Origin of the sequence: Micromonospora sp. NPDC048894 (assembly GCF_040649765.1) — a bacterium.
GTDB classification, from domain to species: Bacteria; Actinomycetota; Actinomycetes; order Mycobacteriales; family Micromonosporaceae; genus Micromonospora; species Micromonospora antibiotica.
Genome location: NZ_JBEZFY010000002.1, coordinates 742,571 through 765,530, shown reverse-complemented (window position 1 = coordinate 765,530; position 22,960 = coordinate 742,571). Strand labels below are relative to the sequence as shown.

Below are 22,960 nucleotides of genomic sequence, written 5' to 3'. Positions count from 1 at the left end.
AGCTATCCGGCCCGGGGCGGCCTGCTGCGCCGGGCATCGGAGGTGCACGCCGTGGAACGGCTCAGCCTGACCGTCACCACCGGCCGCACCCTGGGGCTGGTCGGCGAGTCCGGCTGCGGCAAGTCGACCCTGGCCCGGGCCATCGTCGGCCTCCGCCGACCCACCGGCGGCGAGATCTGGTACGCCGGCGAACGGGTCGACGACGCCGACGCGGCCCGCCGACGCCGGTTGACCACCCAGATCCAGATGGTCTACCAGGACCCGTACTCGTCGCTGAACCCGCGCAAGAAGGTGTCCTTCATCGTCACCGAGGGCTGGCGGGTGCACCGTGGTCAGGTGCCGCGCGACCAGTGGACGGACCGGACGGCCGAGCTGCTGGCCCGGGTCGGGCTCGCCGCCGAACTGGCCGACCGCTATCCGCACCAGTTGTCCGGTGGCCAACGCCAACGGGTCGGCATCGCCCGCGCCCTGGCCATGTCGCCGCGGATCCTGGTCTGCGACGAGCCGGTGAGCGCGCTGGACGTGTCGGTCCAGGCGCAGACCCTCAACCTCCTCGCCGACCTGCGCGCGGACCTGGGTCTGGGCTACCTGTTCATCGCGCACGACCTGTCGGTCGTCCGGCACATCAGCGACGACCTCGCGGTGATGTACCTGGGCCGGATCGTGGAGACCGGACCGGCCGCGACGGTGTACGGGACCCCGGCCCACCCGTACACCCGGGCGCTGATCTCGGCGGCCCCGGTACCCCGTCCATGGGCGGCACCACCGGCGGAGCGGATCCTGCTCACCGGCGAGGTGCCGTCGCCGGCCTCGCCGCCGTCCGGTTGCCGGTTCCGGACCCGGTGCGGGCTCGCCCAGCCGCGTTGTGCCGAGGTCGAACCGGAACTCCGCCCGGTCGCCGGGCGTGAGGTCGCCTGCCACTACGCCGAGTCCAGCCTGGCCGGCGGCGGGCCACCGGTCGCGGCGGTGCCCCGATGAGCGGCACCGGCCCCGTGCGGGTCGGCGTCGACCTCGGCCAGGGCGGCTGCCGCGCGGTGGCCCGGTACGGCCGGTCCACCGGACACGCCGCGACCCCGGGGTTCTGGACCGGGGACACCGACGCCCGGATCGCCGACGCGGTGGCCGGCGCGCTGGCCGACCTGGGCCCTGTGCCCGACGCCCCGGTGCTGGTCGGAGTCGGCATGACCGGTCTCAACGGCCAGCCGCCGGCGGTCGCCGCACTGGCCGCCCGGCTGCGTGCCCTGGACCGGTACGGCCACCTACGGGTCACCGACGACAGCGTGACCGCATACCTGGGGGCGCTCGGTCCGGTCCCTGGCGCGGTCGTAGCTGCCGGCACCGGGGCGGTGGTCCTCGCCGCCGACGCCACGGGCCGTACCGCCCGCGCCGACGGCTGGGGTGCCGACCTCGGCGACCGGGGGTCGGGCCACTGGATCGGCCGTACCGCGATCCGGCTCGCCCTACGGGACCGGGACCGGGACCGGGACCGGACCGCACCCGGCCCGCTGGCCGACGCGGTGAACACCGCCTGGGGGCCGGTGGAGACGCTGCCGGCCCGTTGGCGCGACGACCCACCCACCCCGGAACGGATAGCAGGCTTCGCCGGCACGGTCGCCGAACTGGCCCGCGCCGGTGACGACGGTGCCCGACGGATCTGGTGCCGGGCCGGTGAACTGCTCGCCGAGTCGGCGGTCGGGGCGCTGCATCGGATCGGGCTCGGCACGACCCCGGTGCCGGTCGCCGGGACCGGCGGAGTCTTCCGCGCCGAGGACCTGCTGTGGCCGTCGTTCACCGCGGCCCTACGCGCCGGGGCCCCCGCCGCCCGGCCGGTACCGGCCGCCGGGGACCCGCTCGCCGGCGCGCTGGCCCTGACCGACGGGCCGGGCGTCCCTTCCCCGTTTTCCGGACTCATCGTTCAGATCGACATCGAAGCAAAGGCAGAACACCGATGAACGTGGCCGACGCCATCCGTGGACGCCTGGTCGTCTCGTGCCAGGCCCAGGGCCCCAGCCCGTTCACGGACACCGGGCACATGATGGCGATGGCGGCTGCGGCCGTACTCGGCGGGGCCGCCGGTCTGCGTGGCCAGGGAGTGGCCCACGTGCGGGGCATGGTCGACCTCGGGGTGCCGGTGGTCGGACTGGTCAAGCGGAGCACCCCCGGCAGCCCGGTCTACATCACCCCGGGCGAGGCCGACGTGACCGCACTGACCCGGGCCGGGGCGCAGATCGTCGCGGCCGACGCCACCGGTCGACCCCGGCCCGGCGGGGAGAAACTGGCCGACCTCGTCGCGGCGGCCCACACCGGCGGAGCCCTGTTCATGGCCGACGTCGACAGCCTGGACGCCGCCCTGGCCGCCGTCGATGCCGGCGCCGACCTGGTCGGCACGACGCTGTCCGGCTACACCGCCGGCCCGGTGCCGGACGGGCCGGACATCGCCCTGGTGGGCGAGCTCAGTCGACATTGTCCCGTTCCGGTCATCGCGGAGGGGCGATACCGTACCCGTACCCAGGTCTCGGCGGCGTTCGACGAGGGTGCGTGGGCAGTCGTCGTCGGCACCGCCATCTCGGACCCGGTCAACACCACGCGCAGGTTCGCGCAGGCCTGCCCGCATCCCCGGTTGGATTCGTGATGACCACCAAACTGAGCCAGATCCGTACCGAACTCCGGCACCGCGTCGCCGGCCTGCCGGCGCACTCGGCGCTGCCCCGCGAGCGGGACCTCGCCGAGGAGTTGGGCGTGAGCCGGACGACACTGCGCCAGGCGCTGCGTGAACTGCTCGACGCCGGCCTGGTCTACACCATCCGTGGCCAGGGCACCTTCGTCTCCGACACCCGGATCGCCAAGGGCACCAGCCTCAGCGGGTTCACCGAGGACATGCTGGCCCGTGGCCTGCTCCCGAGCAGCAAGCTGATCGAGGCGGACGCGATGGTCGCCCGCGACGCGGCGGCCACCGACCTCGGCCTGCCCGAGGGGTCACTGCTCTACCGGGTGGAGCGGCTGCGGCTGGCCGACGGCTCGCCGATGTGCCTGGAAGAGGTGCACCTGCCGGCCGACCTGTTCCCCGGGCTGCTCGTGGAGAACCTCGACAACGGGCTCTACGAGACCATGAAGGACCGCTACCACATCCAGGTCACCGTGGCCCAGCAGATGATCGCCGCCGTCGTACCGTCCCGGCGGCAGTGCGAACTGCTGGAGATCCCGCCCTCGGCGGCCCTGCTGGAGGTGCGCCGGATCGGCTACGACGGACGGGGCCGGGCCGTCGAACGCGCGGTGTCGCTCTACCGGGGCGACCGCTACCACTTCTCCCTGACCGCACGACGAGGCGAGGCCGACTGATGTCCACCACCACGGCTGAGGAGCACACCGACATCCTGGTCGTCGGCGGGGGCGTGGGCGGGATCGCCGCCGCGCTGGCCGCCTGCGAGGGTGGCGCCCGGGTCACCGTCGTCGAGCCGTACGGGTGGATCGGCGGGCAGCTCACCTCGCAGGCGGTGCCGCCCGACGAGCACCCCTGGATCGAGACACACGGCTCGACGGCCAGCTACCGGCGGTTCCGGCAGGCGGTGCGCGAGCACTACCGGAGCTGGTATCCGCTGGCATCCGACGGGTCGGCCCGACCGGTCAACCCGGGTAACGGCTGGGTCAGCCCGCTGTGTCACGAACCCCGGGTGGCGCTGGCCGTGCTTCAGGCCATGATCGCCCCCTGGCGCGCGGCGGGGCGGCTCACCGTGCACACCCGGGCGCAGGTCGAGCGGGCCCACACGGACGGGGACACGGTGACCGCCCTGGCCGTCCGACTCGCCGACGGCACCGTCCGCCACATCGGTGCCAGCCTGGTCCTGGAGGCTAGCGAGACCGGTGAGCTGCTGGCCCTGGCCGGCATCGAGCACCGCACCGGCACCGAGTCGCAGGCGCAGACCGGCGAACCGAGCGCCCCGGACCGGCCCGCTCCGCTGAACATGCAGGCCGCCACGGTCTGCTTCGCCCTCGAACACGTCGACGGCGACCACACGGTGGACCGGCCGGCCGACTACGACCACTGGCGGACCCGCACGGCACCCGGCTGGCCGGGTCCGCTGTTCAGCTGGACCTACCCCGATCCGCGGACCGGCCGACCGGTCACTGGTCGCTTCACCCCGAACCCCCGGTCGACGGCGGCGTCGATGGAGGAGGGGCTGGTCGCGCCGGAGCTGTGGACGTACCGGCGGATCCTCGACCGGCAGGCGTTCCGGCCCGGCCTGTTCCGCAGCGACGTGACGCTGGTCAACTGGCCGATGAACGACTATCTCGACGGGCCGTTGTTCGACGTACCGGACGCCGCGCGGCACGTCCGGCGGGCCAGGGAAGCCAGCCGTGCCTTCCTGTACTGGTTGCAGACCGAGGCGCCCCGCCCGGACGGCGGCACCGGCTACCCCGGTCTGCGGCTACGCCCGGACGTGACGGGCACCGTCGACGGCTTCGCGCAGGCACCGTACATCCGGGAGGCCCGCCGCCTGGTGGCGCTGACCACGCCGACCGAGCAGGACCTGTCGGTCGCGGTACGCGGAGCCGCCGGTGCGGTCGGCTACCCCGACACGGTCGGCACCGGTCACTACCGCATCGACCTGCACCCGACGACCGGCGGCGACGGCTACCTCGACGTGGCGGCGCACCCGTTCGAGATTCCCCTCGGCGCGTTGCTGCCCACCCGCGTCACCAACGTGATCGCCGCCGGCAAGGCCGTCGGCACCACCCACATCACCAACGGCTGTTACCGGGTGCACCCGGCCGAGTGGTCGATCGGGGAGGCCGCCGGCGCGCTGGCCGCGTACTGCCTGGACCGGCAGACCTCGCCGCACGGGGTCCGCGACAGTGCCAAGTCGCTTGAGGATTTCCAGGCCGAGCTGGTGCGGCGGGGGGTCGACCTGCACTGGCCGACGGCCACGGCGGCAGCCCTGGGAACGGCGGGCGGCGGACCGCTGCCGAGCTGACCCGGACGCCCCGGCCGGGAACCGGGGAGCGGGACCAGCCCCGACCGCCGCCCTGCCGGGGAGTGGCCCCGACCGGCTCGTCGCAGACCCAGCATCGCCGGCCGTCACGCCGCCTGACGTTCCACGACCGCCGTCAGTCGGCGGCCACGACCATACTTCGCGTATGGCCACCTACTCTCCGTTGATATATGGCTCGGCCTGAGCGGCCACTTCCCGCCGACGGAGGCCCGATCGTTGGGTTCGCACAGGATTTGCGACTCCTACGGGAGAAGGCAGGATCACCGAAGTACCTGTTGATGGCACGGCGGACGGGCCGGTCGCGTACCGCGTTGGCTGAAGCGGCCGGCGGTGACCATCTCCCCAGCTGGGACACCGTCCGGGCGTTCGTGGAAGCGTGTGGCGGTGATCCGATGGAGTGGTTGCCGAGATGGGAACACGTGCGGGCGGTGGCGCGGGAAGATCGGGTGAATCCGACCTCTGCCACCACAGGAGCACCGCCACCGGGGGTGCCGTCGGTGTCTGCGGACGACGTCGCCATCCTGCTTCGCCTCTGGCAGGAGCAGCGTGATCAGGCCCGCCAGAGCGAGAACCACCGGGCGATCGTCAGTCCGTCAGGGCGCTGCACGGGCACGGCGTCGACGGCGGCAGCGGTGCCTTGGAGCCACTGTCGGCCGTTCACCCAGCACCGGGAGCGCACCGACCCGCGGCGTACCGCTGGTCGTCGGGGGAGACGCCTCGGCGCGAGGACGCGGCGGTCATCCGCCGGATCGTCCTCGCGCCGTCAGGACTGCTGCCACCGTCGCGTCAGGGCCGGTGGCGGTCCCTGACCTGTCCTGGACGGGCGGCCCGCGCCCGTCCAGGACAGGTGGTGTTCAGGAGGCGGTGCAGACCGGGGTCAGGCCGGTGGCGGACCCGGTGCCCTGGAAACCGAACTCCGTGTACTGGCCGGCGGCGACCGAGCCGTTGTAGTTGACGTTGCTGAACTGGACGCTGCCGCTGGTGCCGGTGCGCTCGGCGCTCCACACGTTGGTGATCGCGGCGCCCGACGGCAGGGTGAGCTGGACGTTCCAGCCCTGGATCGGCGCGCTGCCGGCGGTGACCCGGACGGTGGCGACGAAGCCGCCGGTCCAGGAGTTCAACGACACCGTGGCCGTGCAGCCGTTCGTCGGCGGCGGCGTGGTCGGCGGGGGAGTCGTCGGCGGCGGGGTGGTGGGCGGCGGGGTGGTGGGCGGCGGCGTCGTCGGCGGCGGCGTGGTGGGGGGCGGGGTGGTCGGCGGCGGCGTGGTGGTCGGCGGGGTGGTGGTCCGGCCCTTGTTCAGTTCGTCGAGGACGGCGTAGTACGCCGCCTTCTTCTGGTAGTTGCCGTTGCCGCCGGTGAACAGCAGGCCCCGCTCGGAGGAACGCCACGACTCGCTGTCGGAGATGCCCCAGACGGTGATGCCGGTGCACTTCGCGACGTTCAGGCAGGCCCGGACGACCTTGCGGTAGTTGTCCGCCTGGCCGGCGCCGATGTCGTTGTTGCTCAGGTCGTCGTCGATGTCGACCTCGGACAGGTGCACCTCGACGCCGAGGTCGGCGAAGCGCTGGATGTTGGCCTGCAGGTCGTTGCTGATGATGCTGTTCGGGTTGTCGTTGAAGTGCGACTGGAACCCGACGCAGTCGATGTACTGCCGGTAGGTGCGGACGATGTCGTACAGCGCGTTGGCCTTGCGGTTCGGGCCACCGCCCTTGACGGTCAGCCCCTCGACGTCGTAGTCGTTGATGCAGAGCTTGGTGGAGTAGCCACCGGCCTGCACGACCTGCTTGGCCCGGATGAACGAGTCCCGGATGACGTCGGTGTCGCCGGCGTCGAAGAAGTCGCCGTCACCGTTGGCGTCCCGGTTCATGGTGTGCGGCCACTGGTTGCGGCGGCGACCGGTGTTGTTGTCCTCCAGCGACTCGTTGACCACGTCCCAGTAGGCGATCTTGCTGCCCCAGCGGTTGATGGCGTTGCCGATGAAGGTGTTCAGCGTGCTCTGGCTGGCCCCCTGCAGCGCGCCGGCCTGCGAGTGCCACACCAGCGTGTGCCCCCGGACCACCATGCCGTTGCTCTGCGCATGGTTGACCAGCTGGTCCGCGCCGCTGGTGTTCTGCAGCCCACCGCTCGACGTGGCGATCCGGTCGGGCTTCATGTCGTTCTCGGGGGTCAGCTGGCCGAATTCCTGACTGAGGATCGGGTATAGCCGGTTCGGTGAGGACGCGGTGCCGAAGAACAGCCCGGCCTTGGCCGCCGCGGCCCGCAGCGTGGTCTCGGCGGCGACGGCCGGGGTGCCGGACTGGACCGCCACCGCGCCGCCGACCAGCAACATCACCGCCGCCGGCAAGGCCGTTCTGCTCACTATCCTGCGTCGCCTCAGGCTGCTGCCCACGGACCCTCCTCGTTACATGACGTCAATAATTGATGCATGTGTATGCCCATCGAAGGGTCAGTATCGATAGCGGTCTACCATACTGTCAACAACTTTCGGAAATGTTCCGGAAACCTTGCCGGGTGGGCTGACCTGGCGGAAGTCGGATTCGCGCAGGTGGACGCGCCGGGACGCGGAGTGGCCGGCCGGAAGACACCCGGTTACGTCCGCCGTCCGGCGGACGGACGCCGAAACATTCGAAATTCGGGGCCGGACGGCCGAAAAGGCGCTGGACAGGCCGCCGGCCGGTGGATAGGTTGCCGCTGCCCGTGACGCAGCCCGAGGAGGTGAGACCCATGAACGCCGTACCCACGTGGGTGCTCCCCCTGCCCGTCGCGGTCGGGCGACCGACGTAACCGTCGCCCGGGAGCGCCCCACCCACCAGGCTCTCCCGGAAGGCGCTTCCCGTGCACCAGTCGCCGCTCGCCACCACCCCGCCCACCGCAGCGGTCGGGCCCGCCTGCTCGGCCGGCGGCTGCGTGACCTCGACCTGCGTCAGGGTCGCCGCTACGACCGGCTGCGCCACGGCCGGGGCCTGCTGCTGGACCGCACCGGCCGGCTCGGCGTCGCCGGCTGGACCGACCGGGTCGACCGGGTCGACCACCTCAACGACCCCACGGTGGACCTGGACGTCCCGTGCGTCCTGCTGCGCCCGGACGGCCACGTCGCATGGGCCGGCGACGACCGACAGGACCTGGACGGTCACCTGACCCGTTGGTTCGGCCGACCCGCCACCTGAGCACGACCGCCGACCGGGACCGCATCGCCGGTCGGCGGGTGTCGTGCCGGGAACCCACCGGGGGCACGCCCGGACGGTCGGGGCGGTCGACCGAGTAGGAATACTCAGGTACCCACCGCATCCGGCCTCAAGACCCGACGCGGCGACCCGGACAGAGTGGTCGGCATGGCCGAGCTACCGCACCGACCCGTCGTCCTGCGTACCGTCGAATCGCCGTTGCCGGCCGTGGTGGCGCACGGCCGGCAGGTCGGCCTGGGGGCCCTCGGCCGCGCGGTGGCCGTGCTGGTCCGGCTCGCCGCCCGACACCCCGCCGGCTGGCGCTGGGTCGCGCGCCGGCACCACCCGGCGCTGGACGGGCTGGCCGCCGCGCACGCCCGGGCGGTGTGCGCGCGGGCCGCCCGGCAGGTCCCCGCCTACCGGGCCTTCCTGCAAGCCCGCCCGGCGGGCGTGCGCCGCCGGCTCGTCGACTTCCCGGAAACCGACAAGGCCAGCTACGTCGTCGCCCACCACGCCGCCGCGCGCTGCCGGCACGGGCGGCTGCCCACCCGGGGGGTGGTGGTCGACGAGTCGGCCGGCTCGGCCGGGCAGCCGTTCAACTGGCCCCGCAGCGACCGGGAACTGCGCGCCGTGCACCGCGACATCGCCGGCTACACCGGACTGGTCTTCCCGATGCGCCGACCGTTCGTCATCAACGCCTACTCGATGGGAGCCTGGGCGACCGGGACGACCACCGGCGCGGCGATGGCCCGGATCGCGGTGGTGAAGAACACCGGCCCCGACCTCGGCAAGATCATCGACACCCTGCGGGAGTTCGGCCCCGACTTCGACTACCTGGTGACCGCCTACCCGCCGTTCCTCAAGCACCTGCGGGACCGGCTCGACGCCGAGGACTTCCCCTGGTCGCGCTACCGGGTCGCGGCCAGCTGCGGCGGCGAGGGGATGACCGAGGCGCTGCGCGACTACCTGGAGCAACGCTTCACCCTCGTCCGGTCCGCGTACGGGGCGTCGGACCTGAGCATCGGCATCGGCGCGGAGACCCGGTTCACCGTGTGGCTGCGCAGGCGGTTGCAGACCGACCGGGGGCTGCGCGACGCCCTGCTCGGCACCGACGAGCAACGGCTGCCGATGGTGTTCCAGTACAACCCGTTCGCCACCTACCTGGAGACCAACGAGCGACGGGAACTGGTCTGCACCGTCACCGGCGGCGACGTGCTCCAACCCCGGCTGCGGTACAACGTCGGGGACGAGGCGCTGCTCGTGTCGTACCGGCGGGTCGTCGAGCTGGTCTGCGCCGACCCGGTACGCCGGGCCGAACTGCGCACCGCGGTCTCCGCCGAGCGGATGACGCTGCCGCTGCTGCTGCTCTTCGGGCGCAGCGACTCCACCATCTCCTACCTCGGCGCGAACCTCTACCCGCAGGACGTCGAGTACGGCCTCTACGTCGGCAACCCGTACGCCGCCGAGATCAGCCGGTTCTGCCTCGCCCTGGTCGAGGACGCGACGCTGGAGACCCGGCCGGTCATCCACCTCGAACTGCGCCGACCGCTGGCCGACCCGCAACGCGCCGCGCTCGTCGACGCGTGCCGCCTCGGCGTACGCCGGCACCTGACCTCGGTCTCCCGCGACTTCGCCCAGTCCCTGGTGGAGGACGCCACCGCCGGGGACCTGCGGGTCGAGCTGCACGAACCCGGCACCGGCCCGTTCGCCGGCCAACAGAAGATCAAGAACAGCTACCTGGTGAGGTGACCATGCGTACCCGTGACTTCTCCCGTGCCCCCGCGCAGGCCCGCGCCGGCGCCATGTTCATCGGCGGCACCCGCTACACCAACCCGCTGGTGCTGCTGCGGCTCGCCCCCTCCTGGTTCCGGATGCTGCGCGACATGCGCCGGATGAACGGCTACTGCTGGCACACCGTCTACTGGCAGTTCCCGCTGACCCTCGGCACCATCGCGTTCTTCACCGACCGCGACGCGATGCTGCGCTTCGCCCGCACCCGGCACCACCGCCGGCTGATGGTCTGGCTGACCGACGGCACCCGCAACGCCACCGCCGGCTTCATCCGGCTCTACACCGCCAGCCCCGACGGCTACTCCAACGGCACCTGGCGGGCCGAGGGCCCCCAGATGGGGCACATCGACACCTTCACCCCGCTGGGCGCGGAGACGACCGGGCCGGCGGTCCGCCGATGAGCCCCGCCCGGCACCGGTTCACCCGGGTCACCGACCGGCGCGGCCTGCGGCAGTTCCTCGCCTTCGGCGACCGGCTCTACGCCGGCGAACCCCGCCACGTGCCCACCCCCCGCCAGCAGATCCGCCGCTGGTGGCGCGACGGCGTGCCGCTGTACCTGCTGCGCGACGCCGCCGGCACGATCGTCGGCCGCACCACCCTGCACACCGACGCGGACTTCGACGCCAAACTCGGCCGACGGTGCCAGCTGTTCGGGCTCACCGAGTTCACCGAGCGGGCCGGGAGACCACTGTTCGACGCGATCACCGCCCACGCCGACACCGACCGGGACCTGCTGTTCGGCCCGGTGGCGCTGCTGCCTAACCAGGCCGGCGGGGTGATCACCTCCGGGCACGCCGAGCGCGGCTTCGTCGACAGCGCCTGGAACCCGCCGTGGTACCCGACCGCCTACGAGGCGTACGGGTTCCGCCGCCGGTTCGAGGCCGACACCTGGATCTGCCCCGTACCGGCCCCACCGGAGCCCCTCCCGCCGGTGCACGTCGACCCGGACGGCACCCGCATCGTGCTGCACCGGGGCGACGTACGCCACCTCGACGACCAGCTCGACCTGCTGCGCGGGATGCTCAACGCCTCCTTCGCCCAGCTCGGCTACTACACGCCGATCTCCGCCGCGCAGCTACGGCGGCAGACCGACGGGCTGGCGTACCTGCTGGACGAGTCGCTGCTGCTCTACCTGACCCGCGACGGCGAGCCGGTGGCGTTCGTGCTCTGCGTACCCGACATCTCAGAGTTCCTGATCGCCGTCCGGGGCGACCTGCACCTGGTCAACCAGGCCCGGTTGCTGGCCGCCCGCCGCCGCTACCGTCGGGAGGCGGTGCTGATCGTCAAGGGGGTCCTTCCGCAGCACCAGGGGCGCGGCTACCAGCGGCTGCTCTCCACCCACCTGCACCGCAACCTGTACACCGGCGGCTACACCACGCTGCGCAGCACCTACGTCGAGCGGGACAACACCGCCTCGGCCGCCCAGTACCGCCGCCTCGGCGGTCGCCCGCTGCACGGCTACACCTTCTACGCCAAGGAGCGGTAGGTGGACCACGACGCGTTCCGGCGGCTCGAACGGTGGTGCTGGCGGGCCCCGAGCGCGCACAACACCCAACCGTGGCGACTGCGCTACGAACCCGACGCGATCCGGATCGGCTGGGACCCCGCCCACACCCTGCCCGCCGGCGACCCCACCGGCCGGGACCTGCGGCTGTCCCTCGGCGCGTTCGTCGAGACGTGCCTGATCGTCGCGGCCGACGCCGGCCTGCGGCTGGACTATCTCGCCGACCACGACGAACACCACAGGTGGGTGGGACTGCTGCGCCCCGCCCCGGACCGCTACCCGACCCCGTTCCGCACCACCGACGTGTGGGAACGCCGGACCGACCGGGGTCACCTCGCCGCCGGGGTGGACGGGGACACCCTCACGGCGGTGGACGCGGTCGCCCGGCCGGCCGGCGGCAGCGTACGGACCGTGCCGCAGGCCGGGCGGCTCGGTGCCCTGCTGCGCGCCGCCGACCGTCGGCTCTACGCGGACCCGGCGGTCGTCGCCGAACTGCGCCGCTGGCTGCGGCTGGACCCCACCCACCCGGGCTACCACGCCGACGGGCTCACCGACCGCTGCCTCGCCCTGTCGCGGCCCGCCGCCACCGGGCTGCGCGCGGCACTGGCCGGGTACCCGGTGCTGCGCCCGCTGGGCCTGCCGAGGCTGCTCGCCGCCGCCGCGGGCGACCCGCTCGCCCAGGGCGGCACCGTGCTCGTCCTGGTCGCCCCGGCCCACCTCGACGAGCCCGGCCAGGTCGAGTTCGGCCGGGTGCTGCTGCGCACCTGGCTGACCCTGCACACGGCGGGGCTGGCGGCACACCCGCTGAGCCAGCTCATCGACGTCCCCACCACCCGGACGGCGCTCGGTGCGCTGCTCGACGTCGCGCCGCAGCGTCTGCTGCACGTCGCCCGGGTGGGCCGGCCCACCCGGCCCGCACCCCGCTCCGCCCGCCGGGTCGCCGCCGGTCGGGCCTGACCGTCGGCACCCCCCGACCGGCGTCCCGGGGACTGTCCGGTTGCCGACCGCGCGTGGGCGTCGACCGGCGTACGGTGGCCGCGCAGACCCGTCGACCCCGTCCGAGGCAGGCCCGATGACCCATGGCACGTCGATGTCGGCCGGCCGGGACGCGACCTTCGACGACCTGGTCCGGCTGGCCGTCCGGGCGGTCGCCCCCGACGAGGAACCGCTGCTGGGCCTGCTCGCCCCCGACTACCACCGCCGCCCCGGCCACTGGCGACGCGATCCGGGCGCGCTGACCCGGGTGGGTGGTGGCGAGGCGGGCGGCGGCGGTTTCGAGGCGGTGGTCGAACCGCTCCTGCCGTACCTGCTGGTGCTCACCGGGGTGGCGGTGGAGGCGCTGCGCGACGGCGTGCGCGACCAGGCCACCGAGGCGGTCCGCGGTGGCCTGCGCGGGCTCGGCCGGCGGTGGCGCACCCGGGGCCGGCGGGCCGTCGACCCACCGCCGCCCGAGGTGCGGCTGCGGCCGGGTCAGCTGCTGCGGATCGAGGAGGCGGTCACCGCCGCCGCCCGCGATCCCCGTTGGACGCTCACCGAGGACCAGGTCGCGGTGTTGCGTGACGCCGTACGCGACGCGTTCGCCCAGCGCTTCGGTGTCGCCGGGCCCGACACTGCCGAGGATGATGTCGACGGTCGCTGAGGGCGGGCGCGGCCCCGCCGGCCCGGCCGGCGCGACGACACCGCCGCCGCCCTCGGCGACTCCGCCACTGCCTTCGGCGACCCTCGGCCGGTTCGTCGCCGCGGTCACCGCCGTCGTGGGCACGAGCATGTTCGGATGGTCGACGGTCCTCGTCGACGGCGACGCGACCAGGGTGCGCGCCGAGTGCCTGGCGGACGTGCTGCGGACCCGACCGTTCCCGATCGACGCCCGGGCCGGCACGGTCGACGAGACGGGCCTGGCTGCCATCCGGCGCTGCACCGCCGGCCTCGGACCGGACGTGGCCGGGCAGCTGCTCGCCGGGCTCGCGGTGCTGCTGGCGGTGACCATGCTGGCCTACCTCGTCGCGCCCTGGTGCGAGTGCCGACTGCGGGGCCTGCGCCGCCTCGACCGGGTCCCCGGCACCCAGGCGCTGCGGGCCGACCTGGCCGAACTGGTCGGGGTGGCGGGGCTACGCCGGTCGCCGACGTTCGTGGTGTCCCGGTCCGCGCGGATCAGCGGCAACACCTTCGGCGCCGGGCCCCTGCGGTACGTCCGGTTGGACCTCGGCCTGGTGCACGCCCACCGGGTGGCCCCCCGGGTGTTCCGCGCGGTCGTGCTGCACGAGCTGGCCCACGTCCGCAACAGCGACATCCACCTCACCCGGCTGACCATCGCCCAGGCCTGGGCGTTCCCGCTCGGGGTGCTCGTGCCCGTCACCGTCACCTACCTGCGTGCCGACGCCGGCTGGCAGCTGCTCGCCGACTCCTGGCGGCTGGCCGCGTTCGCACTGGTCGTGCAGGTGTCGGCGTGGTCGGTGCTGCGGGCCCGGGAGTTCACCGCCGACGCCCGGCTCCCCGCCGCCGACGCCGACGCCGTCCGGGCGCTGCTCGCCGCCGACCACCGGCAGGTGGGGCGGTGGGCCCGCCTCGGTGCGTTGTTCCGGTTCCACCCCCTGGCCCGGGCCCGCGCCGACGCGCTGGACCGTCCCGGCCGCCGGTTCGCCGCCCGCCCGGTCGAGGCGCTCGGCGCGGGCCTGGCCGCCGGGATCGCCGCCCCGTCGGTGCGGGACCTGGCGACCAGCCTGCCCCGGGTGCTGCCGGGCGCGGACCCGGTCACCGACAGCGCCTTCGTCACCGGCATCCTGCTCGGCGTGCCGCTGGCCCTGGTGGCCACCGGGGCGCTGTGGCGGGCGGCCTGGTGGGCACGGCACACCGGCCGTCCGGTGGCCTCCGGCGCGGCGTTCGGCGCGGCACTGGCCTGCGGCCTGCTCGTCGGCCGCCGCCTGGCCTGGCGGGTGGCGTACGCGACCGACCTGCGGGCCTGGTGGATCGAGGTGCTGCTGGCCGGGCTGTGGATCGCCGGTGGCGCGCTGCTCGGCCGGTGGGTGGCCGACGGCGCCCGGGCCCACCTGCGGCACCTCGCGGCGGCGGCGGTCACCCGGATCCGGTGGGCGTGGGCCGGCGCGGCCGTGGCCACGTCGGTGCTCACCGCCGGGTACGTGGCGACGTTGCTGGTGCTCGACGCCTGGTCCACCGACGACGGGTGGAGCATGCTGCACCTGGTCGCCGCCCGTGAGGGCACCGGGGCGGCGACCCCGCTGACCCTGCTGGACATGATCGGCTTCTACGTGCGGATCACCGCCGCCTCGGCCCCGTACCTGATCGCGCTGCCGTTGCTCGCGGCGTTGTTCCCGGTCCTGGCCGGCCGGGGTGCGACGCGGCGGGCGCTGCGGACGGGGGTGGCCGTCGGGGTGGCCGGGGCGCTGGTGCTGCCGCTGGTGCCCCTCGGCGTCGGAGCCGCGGTGCGTGACCCCGGCCTGGCGACGGCGACCGCGGCGACCCTGGTGACCAGCCACACCCTGTTGCCGGTCACGTTCGTCGAGGTGGGCGTGGCCGTGGCGGCGGTCGCCACCCGACGCCTGTCGCTGTCGCACGCGCTGCTCGCCGCCCTCACCGCGGGGGCGCTGATGACGCCCGCGGTGGTGGTCGCCGACGTGCTGGTGTCCTGTGTGGCCGGTGCCCCCGGGTGTGCCCCTGCCGTCGATCCGACGGTGGTCGTCCGCGCCCTCACCCACGCCCTGCTCGTCGCGCCGGTGGCGGCGGTGCTCGCCGCCGCCGTGGGGACGGCCGTGCCGGCCGCGCTCGCGGTGCTCGGCCGGCGTCGGTGGTGGCCGGCGGTGGTGGTGCCCGTGCTGCTGGTGGCCGCCGGGGCGGTCGCGGTCACCCCGCACCGCCCGACGCCGGTCGGTGACCGTGGCCGGGACCCCTGCCTGGTCGGGGTCTGGCGGCTCGTGGCGGGTCGGTTCCACGAGCCGGTGGCCCCCGACTCGCCACTGGGCGTGCTGACCGGCCTGCACACCGACGGTGCCCTGGACCTGTCCAGCGGGCCGGCCGGCGGCCACGCCACCGCCTACCGGGCGGACGGCACCGCGACCGACCTGTACGACCTGTTCGTCGCCGAGGGCACGCTCAACGGGCACACCGTGCGCAGTGTGCAGCGGGGCACGGTCACCTACCGCTGGTCGGCCGGGAACGGCCGGTACGCCCAGCGTGACCAGGTCGCCGCCAGCGACCGGGTGCTCCGGGTCGACGACCGTGAGCTGCCCCTGACCGGCCCGGCGGAGGACTTCGGCGGCTCGTACCGCTGCACCGCCGACCAGTTGGTGATCACAACGGCCGACGACGCCGGCTCGCACACCGAACAGACCTTCGTCCGTAGCCCGACCTGAGCGGCGGATCAGCCGCCGGGGGTGGGTCGGCGCGCGGGACCACCCCGCCTACCTCGGGCTGGGACGCCGTCGTCAGGCCGGGCCGGGCAGCCGGGGAACACGACCGCTGATCTGGACGAAGTGGAAGCCCTCGACGACCACCCGGGGGTCGGCGAACGCCTCGATCGTCGCCGTGAGGTCGGCGTCGGTCAACCCGTGGGCCAGCAGGCTGCCGCGCAGTTGCGGGATGCCGGCCCGCAGCAGCCGGCAACCCGGACCGCCGCCGCGCCACCGGCCCGTCGTGGTCCGGGAGTCGACCTCGACCAGGCCGGCCGCTGCGAAGGCCGCCGGGGCCCGCTGTGCCCAGGCGAGGTCGAGACCGCTGCCGACGAGAGCCGCCGTGTGGGCCGCCAGGTAGCGGGTCAGCAGATCGGCGGTCGCGTCGTCCGGCGCGGACGAGACGAAGTCGCCGGGCGGGAGCGCGAACTCACCGATGAGCAGTACACCGCCGGGTGCCAGGGCGGCCACCATCCGCCGCAGGGCCTCCTCGCGCCGGGGCAGGTGACCGAGGAGCAGCCGGGCGTGCACCAGGTCGAAGGTGCCCGGCGGCTGGTCGGTGACGACGTCCTGGCGGTGGACGACGAGCCGGGGGTGCGGCGGGACGTGCTGCGGGGCGACGTCCGTGGCGACCACCTCGGCCGCCCGTTCGGCCAGCCACAGCGCGACGCTGCCGGCACCGGCGGCCACCTCCAGGCACCGCCGGCCGGTCAGGTCACCCCACTGCCCGAGCGCGGCCCGGGTCGGTCCGTCCAGCAGGTCCGCCAGCGCGTCGTGGTGGGCGCCGGCCTGGTCACTGGCATTGTCGAACGCATAGCCCTTCGTGCTCACCCCACCATCCTGCCGGACGGCGAGCCGTTACGCCCCCGACCCACCGCCCCTGGCCCACCGTCCCAGCCCACCGCCCCTCGCCCACTGCCCCTGGCTCACTGCCCCGGTCCATCGCCCGGTCCACCGCCGTGGGCCGGGGAGCCGACGTGCCCGGCCGGCACCGCCTCCGGCGGGTCCCCGACACTCCGCATTCCACTGAGTGCAAGCCCTGGTCCACGCCGGACCCCGGGACGGAATGATTCGACTCCATCGATGTTCGCCCGGCGGGAGGTCGTTCGGATGGAGTTCGCCCGGGACCAGTGGTACGTGGCGGCCCACGGCGGGGAGGTCGGCCGGGACCTGCTCGCCCGTACGGTGCTCGGTGAACCGTTGGTGCTGTACCGCACCGGTGCCGGGGAGGCCGTGGCGCTCGCCGACCGGTGTGTGCACCGGCGCTTCCCCTTGTCGCAGAGCCGCCTCGACGGCGACACGATCGTCTGCGGCTACCACGGCTTCACCTACGACCCCACCGGCAGTTGCGTCTTCGTACCCGGTCAGCAGCGGATTCCGCGTACCGCGCGGGTCGCGGCCTACCCGGTGGTGGAACAGGACTCCTTCGTCTGGGTGTGGATCGGGGACCGGGAGCGGGCCGACCCGGCCACCATCCCCCGCGCGCCCTGGCTGGCCGACCCCCGGTACGCGGTGGTCCGGGGCATGGCCCCGCTGGACGCGCGGTACGGCCTGCTGGTGGACAACCTGATGGACCTGTCCCACGAGACCTACCTGCACGGCGGTTACATCGGCACCCCCGAGGTGGCGGACACCCCGATCACCACCGAGGTCGACGAGGAACGGGGTGTCGTGCACGTCAGCCGGCACATGGACGACGCCGAGTGCCCGCCGTTCTACGCCCGCTCGACCGGCATCCAGGGCCGGATCACCCGCTGGCAGGACATCGAGTACCACCCGCCGTGCCTCTACCTGCTGCACAGCCGGATCGCCCCGCAGGGCGTCTACCCGCCCGCGCAGGGGGAGGACAGCGACGCCTTCCACGCCGAGATCGTCTACGCCATCACCCCGTCGACCGCGCACACCACGTACGACTTCTGGGCGGTGGCGCGCGACTTCGCGGTCGACGACGAGTCGGTCAGCGCGTACCTGCACCAGAGCAACCACACCGTGGTGATGCAGGACGTGGCGGCGCTGAACACCCTGGAGCGGGTGATCGCAGCCGAACCGGAGCGATACCAGGAGCTGAGCATCAACATCGACACCGGTGGGCTGGCCGCCCGACGGCTGCTGGCCCGGCTGGTCGGCTCCGGGACGGTGGGAGCGCCCCGGTGACCGCACCCGCCGGGCAGCGGGTCTACCGGGTCCACTGGGTGCCGGGCACCGACGTGCTGCGCGGGACCTGCCACTGTGGCGCCGAGCGCCTCGCCGACGAGCCGGTGGCCTTGTGGGAGTGGCTGCTCGGCCACCCGCGGGGCCACGCGACGGCGACCGTGCCGGCATCCGGCCCGCCCGCCCGGCTGGCGGTGCCGGCATGACCGGGGACAGGCCGACGAGGGACGGGCCGGTCGGGGACGGGCCGACGAGGGACGGACCGGGCGGGGACGGGCCGGTCGGGGTGGAACTGACGGTGGTGGCCCGGGAGCGGGTGGCGGCGGAGGTCGTCGAGATCGGGCTGGCCCGCCCGGACGGTGGTGACCTGCCCCGGTGGACCCCGGGCGCGCACGTCGACCTGGCGCTGGGCCCGGAACTGGTGCGGCAGTACTCCCTCTGCGGTGATCCGGCCGACCGGTCCGTCCTACGGATCGCCGTGCAGCGGGAGCCGGACGGTCGCGGTGGCTCCCGGCTGGCGCACGCCCGGCTCACTGTCGGCGGCACCGTCCGGGTGCACGGGCCCCGCAACACCTTCCCGCTGGTCGCGGCGCGGCGCTACCTCTTCGTGGCCGGTGGCATCGGGATCACCCCGATCCGCCCGATGGTCGACGCGGCCGACGCCTCCGGTGCCGACTGGCGGCTGGCGTACGGCGGACGCAGCCGCGCCACCATGGCCTTCGCCACGACCCTGCGGGAGCGGTACGGCGACCGGGTGTGCCTCTGTCCGCAGGACGAGACCGGGCTGCTCGACCTGACCGGGCTGCTGGGCCGAACGGGCGACGGCCTCGTCTACTGCTGCGGCCCGGAATCCCTGGTCCGGGCAGTGGAGGAACACTGCGCCGACTGGCCGCCCGGCCGACTGCACGTCGAGCGGTTCACCCCCCGGGGCGACGCCGACGGGCCGGAGACGGCGATCGAGGTCGAACTCGCCCTCTCCGGGCGCACGGTACGCGTGCCCCCGGGGGTGCCGATCCTGCGGGCGGTGGAGGAGGCCGGGGTGCCGGTCCTGTCGTCCTGTCGGGAGGGCACCTGCGGCACCTGTGAGACCCCGGTGCTCGCCGGGGTGCCGGAGCACCGCGACAGCCTGCTCACCGCGCAGGAGCGGGCCGCCGGGGACACCATGATGATCTGTGTCTCCCGGGCCCGTACGCCCCGGCTCGTCCTGGAGCTGTGACCGGCCGGCGCGGGCGGGGAGGATGGTGGGATGCGCGGCCAACCGGGACGGTCGGTGACCAGCAGGGTGCTGGCGCTGCTGGACGCGTTCACCCCGGCGAGCCCGGCCCTGACGCTGAGCGAGCTGGCCCGGCGCACCGGGTTGCCACTGTCCACCGTGCACCGCCGGGCGGCCGAGCTGCTCGCCTGGGGGGCGTTGGAACGCGGCGTCGACGGGCGGTACCGGATCGGCCTGCGGTTGTGGGAGGTGGGTTCGCTGGCGCCCCGGGGGCTGGGGTTGCGGGAGGTGGCCCTGCCGGTGATGGAGGACCTGTACGAGGTGACCCACGAGAACGTGCAGCTCGCCGTCCGGCAGGATCTCGAACTCGTCTTCATCGAGCGGATCGCCGGCCGGCACGCGGTGCCGGTGCTCACCCGGGTGGGTGGCCGCTTCGCCCTGCACGCCACCGGCGTCGGTCTGGTCCTGCTCGCCTACGCGCCGGTCGGGGTGCAGGAGCGGGTGCTGGCCGCGCCGTTGGAGCGGTACACCGAGCTGACCGTCACCGATCCGGGGCGGCTGCGCCGCTGTCTGGCCGAGGTGCGCCGGGTCGGGTACGCGGTCAGCGACCGGCAGGTGACCATGGACGCCCTGTCGGTGGCCGCGCCGATCCGCGCCCCGGAGGGGGTGGTGGCGGCGCTGTCGTTGGTGGTGGACCGGTCCCGGGCGGACCCGCTGGCGCTGGCCCCGCTGGTGCAGGCCGCGGGCCGGGTGCTGTCCCGGGCGCTGGGCGGCGCGCACCGGTGACCACCGGCCGGACCGGCGTCAGTCGGGGAAGGCGAGCAGTCGCAGCAGGTGGGCCAGCCGTTCGTGGTCGCGGGGCGTCATGCTGGCCAGCGAGTCGAGCCCCACGGCGCGGACGGCGTCCTGGGCGCGGGCGAACAGGGCCCGTCCGGCGTCGGTGGCGGTGAGGACGTTGGCCCGGCGGTCGGCGGGGTCGGCGTGCCGCTCGACCAGTTGGCGCTGCTCCAGCCCGTCGATCAGGGCGACCACCTGGCTGGGGTCGAGGTGCAGGAATTCGGCGAGTTCCCGCTGGGTCGGGCGGACGTCGTCGGCGGCCAGGGCGAGCACCGAGTAGGAGCGGGCCTTCAGTCCGTGTGCGGCGAGGGCGGTGTTGGCCGCCGCGAGCGCGCGCGCGTTGGCGCGGGCCAGCAGGAAGCTCAGGTCACCGGCGAGCGTGCTGTCCCGCAGCCGGTCGCGTCCGGTCGGCCGGGTCCGTTCGGCGGGGGACATGGCGACGATGGTAGCAAGGTTCCCGAATAATTGACATTCTCAACGGTTCGTGCTCAGATCGCATCGACGAAAGGGAGTGCCCATGTCACTGGACGGCAAAGTCGCCATCGTCACCGGGTCCGGGCGTGGCCTCGGTCTGGCCTACGCCCAGGAGCTGGCGCGGCGGGGGGCCTCCGTCGTGGTCAACGACGTCGACGCGCGCGCCACGGCCGACGCGGTGGCGGCGATCGAGGCGTCGGGCGGGCGGGCCGTCGCGGTGACCGCGCCCGTCGGCCCGACCGAGACCGCGCAGGAACTCGTCAGCACGGCGGTCGCGCACTTCGGCCGACTGGACATCCTCGTCACCAACGCCGGCGTGCTGCGCGACACCGTGCTGTGGAAGATGACCGACGACGACTTCGACACCGTCGTCACCGTGCACCTGCGCGGCACGTTCACCACGGTGCGCGAGGCGGTGCGGCACATGCGGCAGGCCGACGCGGGCGGACGGATCATCTGCATCGGGTCACCCACCGGTCAACGCGGCACCTTCGGTCAGACCAACTACGCGGCGGCCAAGGCGGGCATCGTCGGCATGGTCCGCACCTGGGCGCTGGAGCTGAAGCGGGCCGGCATCACCGCCAACACCGTCGTCCCGGTCGCCGCCACCGCGATGACCGCCACCGTCCCCTACTTCGCCGCTGCGGTGCGGGCCGAGGCGGCCGGTGAGCCGATGCCCGCGTTCTTCCGGCACGACCTCGGTTTCGGCACGGCCGCCGACGTGGCCGGTCTGGTCGCGTTCCTCGCGTCCGACGCGGCCGCCCAGGTGACCGGGCAGGTGATCGGGGTGGGTGGTGACCGCCTCCAGATCTGGACCCACCCGGAGGCGGCGGTGACCGCCTACCGCGAGGGCGGCTGGACCTACGACGCGCTGGTGGAGGCCTGGCCGACCACGTTCGACGGGGCCGCGCAGAGCGTCGGCGAACGCTTCCCCGAGCTGCCCGTCCAGTTCCAGCCGGCCAATCCCTGACCCGGCCCACCGTCACCTGACCGACGAGACCGTCCGCCCGCCCGCCGGACCGGACCCGCCCGACGGAGGTTGCCGCCCATGTACCAGCCCGCGATCGACCTCGACGCCGTCACCGCGATCGACATGCACGTGCACATCGAGGTCGACGACCACGGTCACGCCTCGCTGCCCGCACCGCTGGTGGCGGCCGTGTCGAAGTACTTCCGCACGGACGGGCCCCGGCCGGCGGTCGACGCGGTGGCGCGCTACTACCGCGAGCGCGGCATGGCCGCCGTCGTGTTCACCGTGGACGCGGGCACCCAACTGCGGCATCCGCCGCTGTCCAGCGTCGACATCGCCCGCGCCGCCGCCGAGCACGCCGACGTGCTGATCCCCTTCGGTTCGGTCGACCCGCGCACCGGCGGGCCGGCCCTCGACCTCGCCGCCCGGCTGATCGAGCAGGAGGGGGTACGCGGCTTCAAGTTCCACCCCACGGTGCAGGGCTTCGACCCCGGCGACGACGCGTACGCGCCGCTGTGGGCCCTGATCGAGCGGGCCGGGCTCCCGGCGATCTTCCACACCGGGCAGACCGGCATCGGCGCGGGCCTGCCGGGCGGCTACGGGCTGCGGCTCGGCCTGTCCAACCCGATGCTGCTCGACCCGGTCGCCGCCGACTTCCCCGACCTGCAGATCGTCATGGCCCACCCGTCGGTGCCCTGGCAGGACGAGGCGCTGTCGGTGGCCACCCACAAGCCCAACACCTGGATCGACCTGTCCGGCTGGAGCCCGAAGTACTTCCCGGCGGAGCTGGTACGCCACGCCAACTCGGTGCTCAGCCGCCGGGTGCTCTTCGGCACCGACTACCCGCTGCTCACCCTCGAGCGGTGGCTGCGTGACGTGGCGGCCACCGACCTCAAGCCGGACGTGCTCCCGGGCATCCTCAAGGACAACGCGGCCCGGCTGCTGGGCCTCGCCCGGGAACGACGAGAGGAAGCGCCATGACCACGACCATCACCTACGACCAGCTCGCCGACCTCGCCGGCACCGACCTGGGGCACACCGGCTACCGCACGGTCACCCAGGACCAGGTGAACCTGTTCGCCGACGCCACCGACGACCACCAGTGGATCCACGTCGACCCGGAACGGGCCAAGGCCGGCCCGTTCGGCGCACCGGTCGCGCACGGCTTCCTCACCCTGTCCCTGGCGGTGCCGTTCTGGACCGAGCTGCTGGAGGTCAAGGGGGTGACCACCAAGGTGAACTACGGCCTCGACCGGGTGCGCTTCCCCGCGCCGGTCGTGGTCGGGGCGCGGGTGCGGATGCGGGCCACCGTCGTCGAGGTGGTCGAGGTCCGGGGTGGCTACCAGCTCACCGTCGACCAGAGCATCGAGATCGAGGGCGGCGTCAAGCCGGCGGTGGTCGCCCGGGGGTTGTACCGCTTCCACGGCTGAGCCCGGCGGCGTCCGCGCCGGGTGACCCACC

The 22,960-nt window shown here is 74.0% G+C and carries 22 protein-coding genes and 1 pseudogene; 20 read left to right on the top strand and 3 right to left on the bottom strand.

Annotated features, from left to right (window positions below):
• Positions 1–21: 21 nt before the first annotated feature.
• From AB0C22_RS07310 to AB0C22_RS07285, 6 genes are all read left to right on the top strand, one after another.
• Positions 22–978, top strand: coding sequence for an oligopeptide/dipeptide ABC transporter ATP-binding protein (locus tag AB0C22_RS07310; protein WP_255598013.1), 957 nt, complete (start codon positions 22–24; stop codon positions 976–978).
• Positions 975–1,952, top strand: a complete 978-nt coding sequence (locus AB0C22_RS07305) for a BadF/BadG/BcrA/BcrD ATPase family protein (protein WP_357534001.1) — start codon at positions 975–977, stop codon at positions 1,950–1,952. Before AB0C22_RS07310 ends, AB0C22_RS07305 begins: the two co-directional genes overlap by 4 nt.
• Positions 1,949–2,632, top strand: a complete 684-nt coding sequence (locus AB0C22_RS07300) for a putative N-acetylmannosamine-6-phosphate 2-epimerase (protein ID WP_208570571.1) — start codon at positions 1,949–1,951, stop codon at positions 2,630–2,632. Before AB0C22_RS07305 ends, AB0C22_RS07300 begins: the two co-directional genes overlap by 4 nt.
• Positions 2,632–3,339 (top strand): GntR family transcriptional regulator, encoded by a 708-nt coding sequence (locus tag AB0C22_RS07295; RefSeq protein WP_141723122.1) that lies wholly within the window; start codon positions 2,632–2,634, stop codon positions 3,337–3,339. The genes AB0C22_RS07300 and AB0C22_RS07295 overlap by 1 nt, the downstream gene beginning before the upstream one ends.
• Positions 3,339–4,973, top strand: coding sequence for an FAD-dependent oxidoreductase (locus AB0C22_RS07290; RefSeq protein ID WP_219460618.1), 1,635 nt, complete (start codon positions 3,339–3,341; stop codon positions 4,971–4,973). The genes AB0C22_RS07295 and AB0C22_RS07290 overlap by 1 nt, the downstream gene beginning before the upstream one ends.
• A 188-nt stretch (positions 4,974–5,161) precedes the next feature.
• A complete protein-coding gene (locus AB0C22_RS07285; RefSeq protein WP_357533999.1) occupies positions 5,162–5,800 on the top strand; it encodes a helix-turn-helix domain-containing protein in 639 nt (212 codons plus the stop codon).
• 45 nt (positions 5,801–5,845) lie between these two features.
• On the opposite strand, the gene AB0C22_RS07280 is transcribed toward AB0C22_RS07285, so the two are convergent.
• A complete protein-coding gene (locus tag AB0C22_RS07280; protein ID WP_208570614.1) occupies positions 5,846–7,321 on the bottom strand; it encodes an endo-1,4-beta-xylanase in 1,476 nt (491 codons plus the stop codon).
• 559 nt (positions 7,322–7,880) lie between these two features.
• Between AB0C22_RS07280 and AB0C22_RS07275 the strand changes: the two are divergent.
• The 7 genes and pseudogenes from AB0C22_RS07275 to AB0C22_RS07245 form a co-directional block, all read left to right on the top strand.
• Positions 7,881–8,159, top strand: a pseudogene (locus tag AB0C22_RS07275) (monooxygenase); the annotation flags it as partial.
• 165 nt (positions 8,160–8,324) lie between these two features.
• The gene (locus tag AB0C22_RS07270) at positions 8,325–9,905 is read left to right on the top strand and encodes a phenylacetate--CoA ligase family protein (RefSeq protein ID WP_357533997.1); all 1,581 of its coding nucleotides are present in this window, start codon (positions 8,325–8,327) and stop codon (positions 9,903–9,905) included.
• Positions 9,906–9,907: 2 nt separating this feature from the next.
• Positions 9,908–10,348 carry a DUF4188 domain-containing protein gene (locus tag AB0C22_RS07265; RefSeq protein ID WP_204926595.1) on the top strand — a complete coding sequence of 147 codons (441 nt, stop codon included), beginning with the start codon at positions 9,908–9,910 and terminating at the stop codon, positions 10,346–10,348.
• Entirely contained in the window at positions 10,345–11,433 is a 1,089-nt protein-coding gene (locus AB0C22_RS07260) for a GNAT family N-acetyltransferase (protein ID WP_219460650.1), read from the top strand. Before AB0C22_RS07265 ends, AB0C22_RS07260 begins: the two co-directional genes overlap by 4 nt.
• The gene (locus tag AB0C22_RS07255; protein ID WP_219460653.1) at positions 11,434–12,408 is read left to right on the top strand and encodes a nitroreductase; all 975 of its coding nucleotides are present in this window, start codon (positions 11,434–11,436) and stop codon (positions 12,406–12,408) included.
• Positions 12,409–12,523: 115 nt separating this feature from the next.
• The gene (locus AB0C22_RS07250; RefSeq protein WP_219460656.1) at positions 12,524–13,090 is read left to right on the top strand and encodes a hypothetical protein; all 567 of its coding nucleotides are present in this window, start codon (positions 12,524–12,526) and stop codon (positions 13,088–13,090) included.
• Positions 13,071–15,818, top strand: coding sequence for a M48 family metalloprotease (locus tag AB0C22_RS07245; protein WP_357533994.1), 2,748 nt, complete (start codon positions 13,071–13,073; stop codon positions 15,816–15,818). Before AB0C22_RS07250 ends, AB0C22_RS07245 begins: the two co-directional genes overlap by 20 nt.
• Positions 15,819–15,890: 72 nt before the next feature.
• Here AB0C22_RS07245 and AB0C22_RS07240 read toward each other — a convergent pair whose 3' ends face one another.
• On the bottom strand, positions 15,891–16,685 hold the full coding sequence (locus AB0C22_RS07240) for a class I SAM-dependent methyltransferase (protein ID WP_219460664.1): 795 nt from the start codon (positions 16,683–16,685) through the stop codon (positions 15,891–15,893).
• Between the two features lie 279 nt (positions 16,686–16,964).
• On the opposite strand from AB0C22_RS07240, the gene AB0C22_RS07235 reads away from it, so the two are divergent.
• The 4 genes from AB0C22_RS07235 to AB0C22_RS07220 are packed head-to-tail and all read left to right on the top strand — an operon-like array spanning position 16,965 to position 20,004.
• Positions 16,965–18,008, top strand: coding sequence for an aromatic ring-hydroxylating dioxygenase subunit alpha (locus AB0C22_RS07235; protein ID WP_219460667.1), 1,044 nt, complete (start codon positions 16,965–16,967; stop codon positions 18,006–18,008).
• Positions 18,005–18,211 carry a hypothetical protein gene (locus AB0C22_RS07230; RefSeq protein ID WP_208570584.1) on the top strand — a complete coding sequence of 69 codons (207 nt, stop codon included), beginning with the start codon at positions 18,005–18,007 and terminating at the stop codon, positions 18,209–18,211. Before AB0C22_RS07235 ends, AB0C22_RS07230 begins: the two co-directional genes overlap by 4 nt.
• Complete coding sequence (locus AB0C22_RS07225) at positions 18,208–19,221, top strand: PDR/VanB family oxidoreductase (protein ID WP_357533991.1); 1,014 nt, start codon at positions 18,208–18,210, stop codon at positions 19,219–19,221. The genes AB0C22_RS07230 and AB0C22_RS07225 overlap by 4 nt, the downstream gene beginning before the upstream one ends.
• A gap of 30 nt (positions 19,222–19,251) precedes the next feature.
• Entirely contained in the window at positions 19,252–20,004 is a 753-nt protein-coding gene (locus AB0C22_RS07220; RefSeq protein WP_357533989.1) for an IclR family transcriptional regulator, read from the top strand.
• Positions 20,005–20,022: 18 nt separating this feature from the next.
• On the opposite strand, the gene AB0C22_RS07215 is transcribed toward AB0C22_RS07220, so the two are convergent.
• Positions 20,023–20,490, bottom strand: coding sequence for a MarR family transcriptional regulator (locus tag AB0C22_RS07215; RefSeq protein WP_208570586.1), 468 nt, complete (start codon positions 20,488–20,490; stop codon positions 20,023–20,025).
• A gap of 82 nt (positions 20,491–20,572) precedes the next feature.
• Between AB0C22_RS07215 and AB0C22_RS07210 the strand changes: the two genes are divergently transcribed.
• From AB0C22_RS07210 to AB0C22_RS07200, 3 genes are all read left to right on the top strand, one after another.
• Positions 20,573–21,499, top strand: a complete 927-nt coding sequence (locus AB0C22_RS07210; RefSeq protein WP_219460679.1) for an SDR family NAD(P)-dependent oxidoreductase — start codon at positions 20,573–20,575, stop codon at positions 21,497–21,499.
• A 78-nt stretch (positions 21,500–21,577) separates the two neighbouring features.
• Positions 21,578–22,480, top strand: coding sequence for an amidohydrolase family protein (locus AB0C22_RS07205; RefSeq protein ID WP_357533987.1), 903 nt, complete (start codon positions 21,578–21,580; stop codon positions 22,478–22,480).
• Positions 22,477–22,929 (top strand): MaoC family dehydratase, encoded by a 453-nt coding sequence (locus AB0C22_RS07200; RefSeq protein WP_219460685.1) that lies wholly within the window; start codon positions 22,477–22,479, stop codon positions 22,927–22,929. Before AB0C22_RS07205 ends, AB0C22_RS07200 begins: the two co-directional genes overlap by 4 nt.
• Positions 22,930–22,960: the final 31 nt, after the last annotated feature.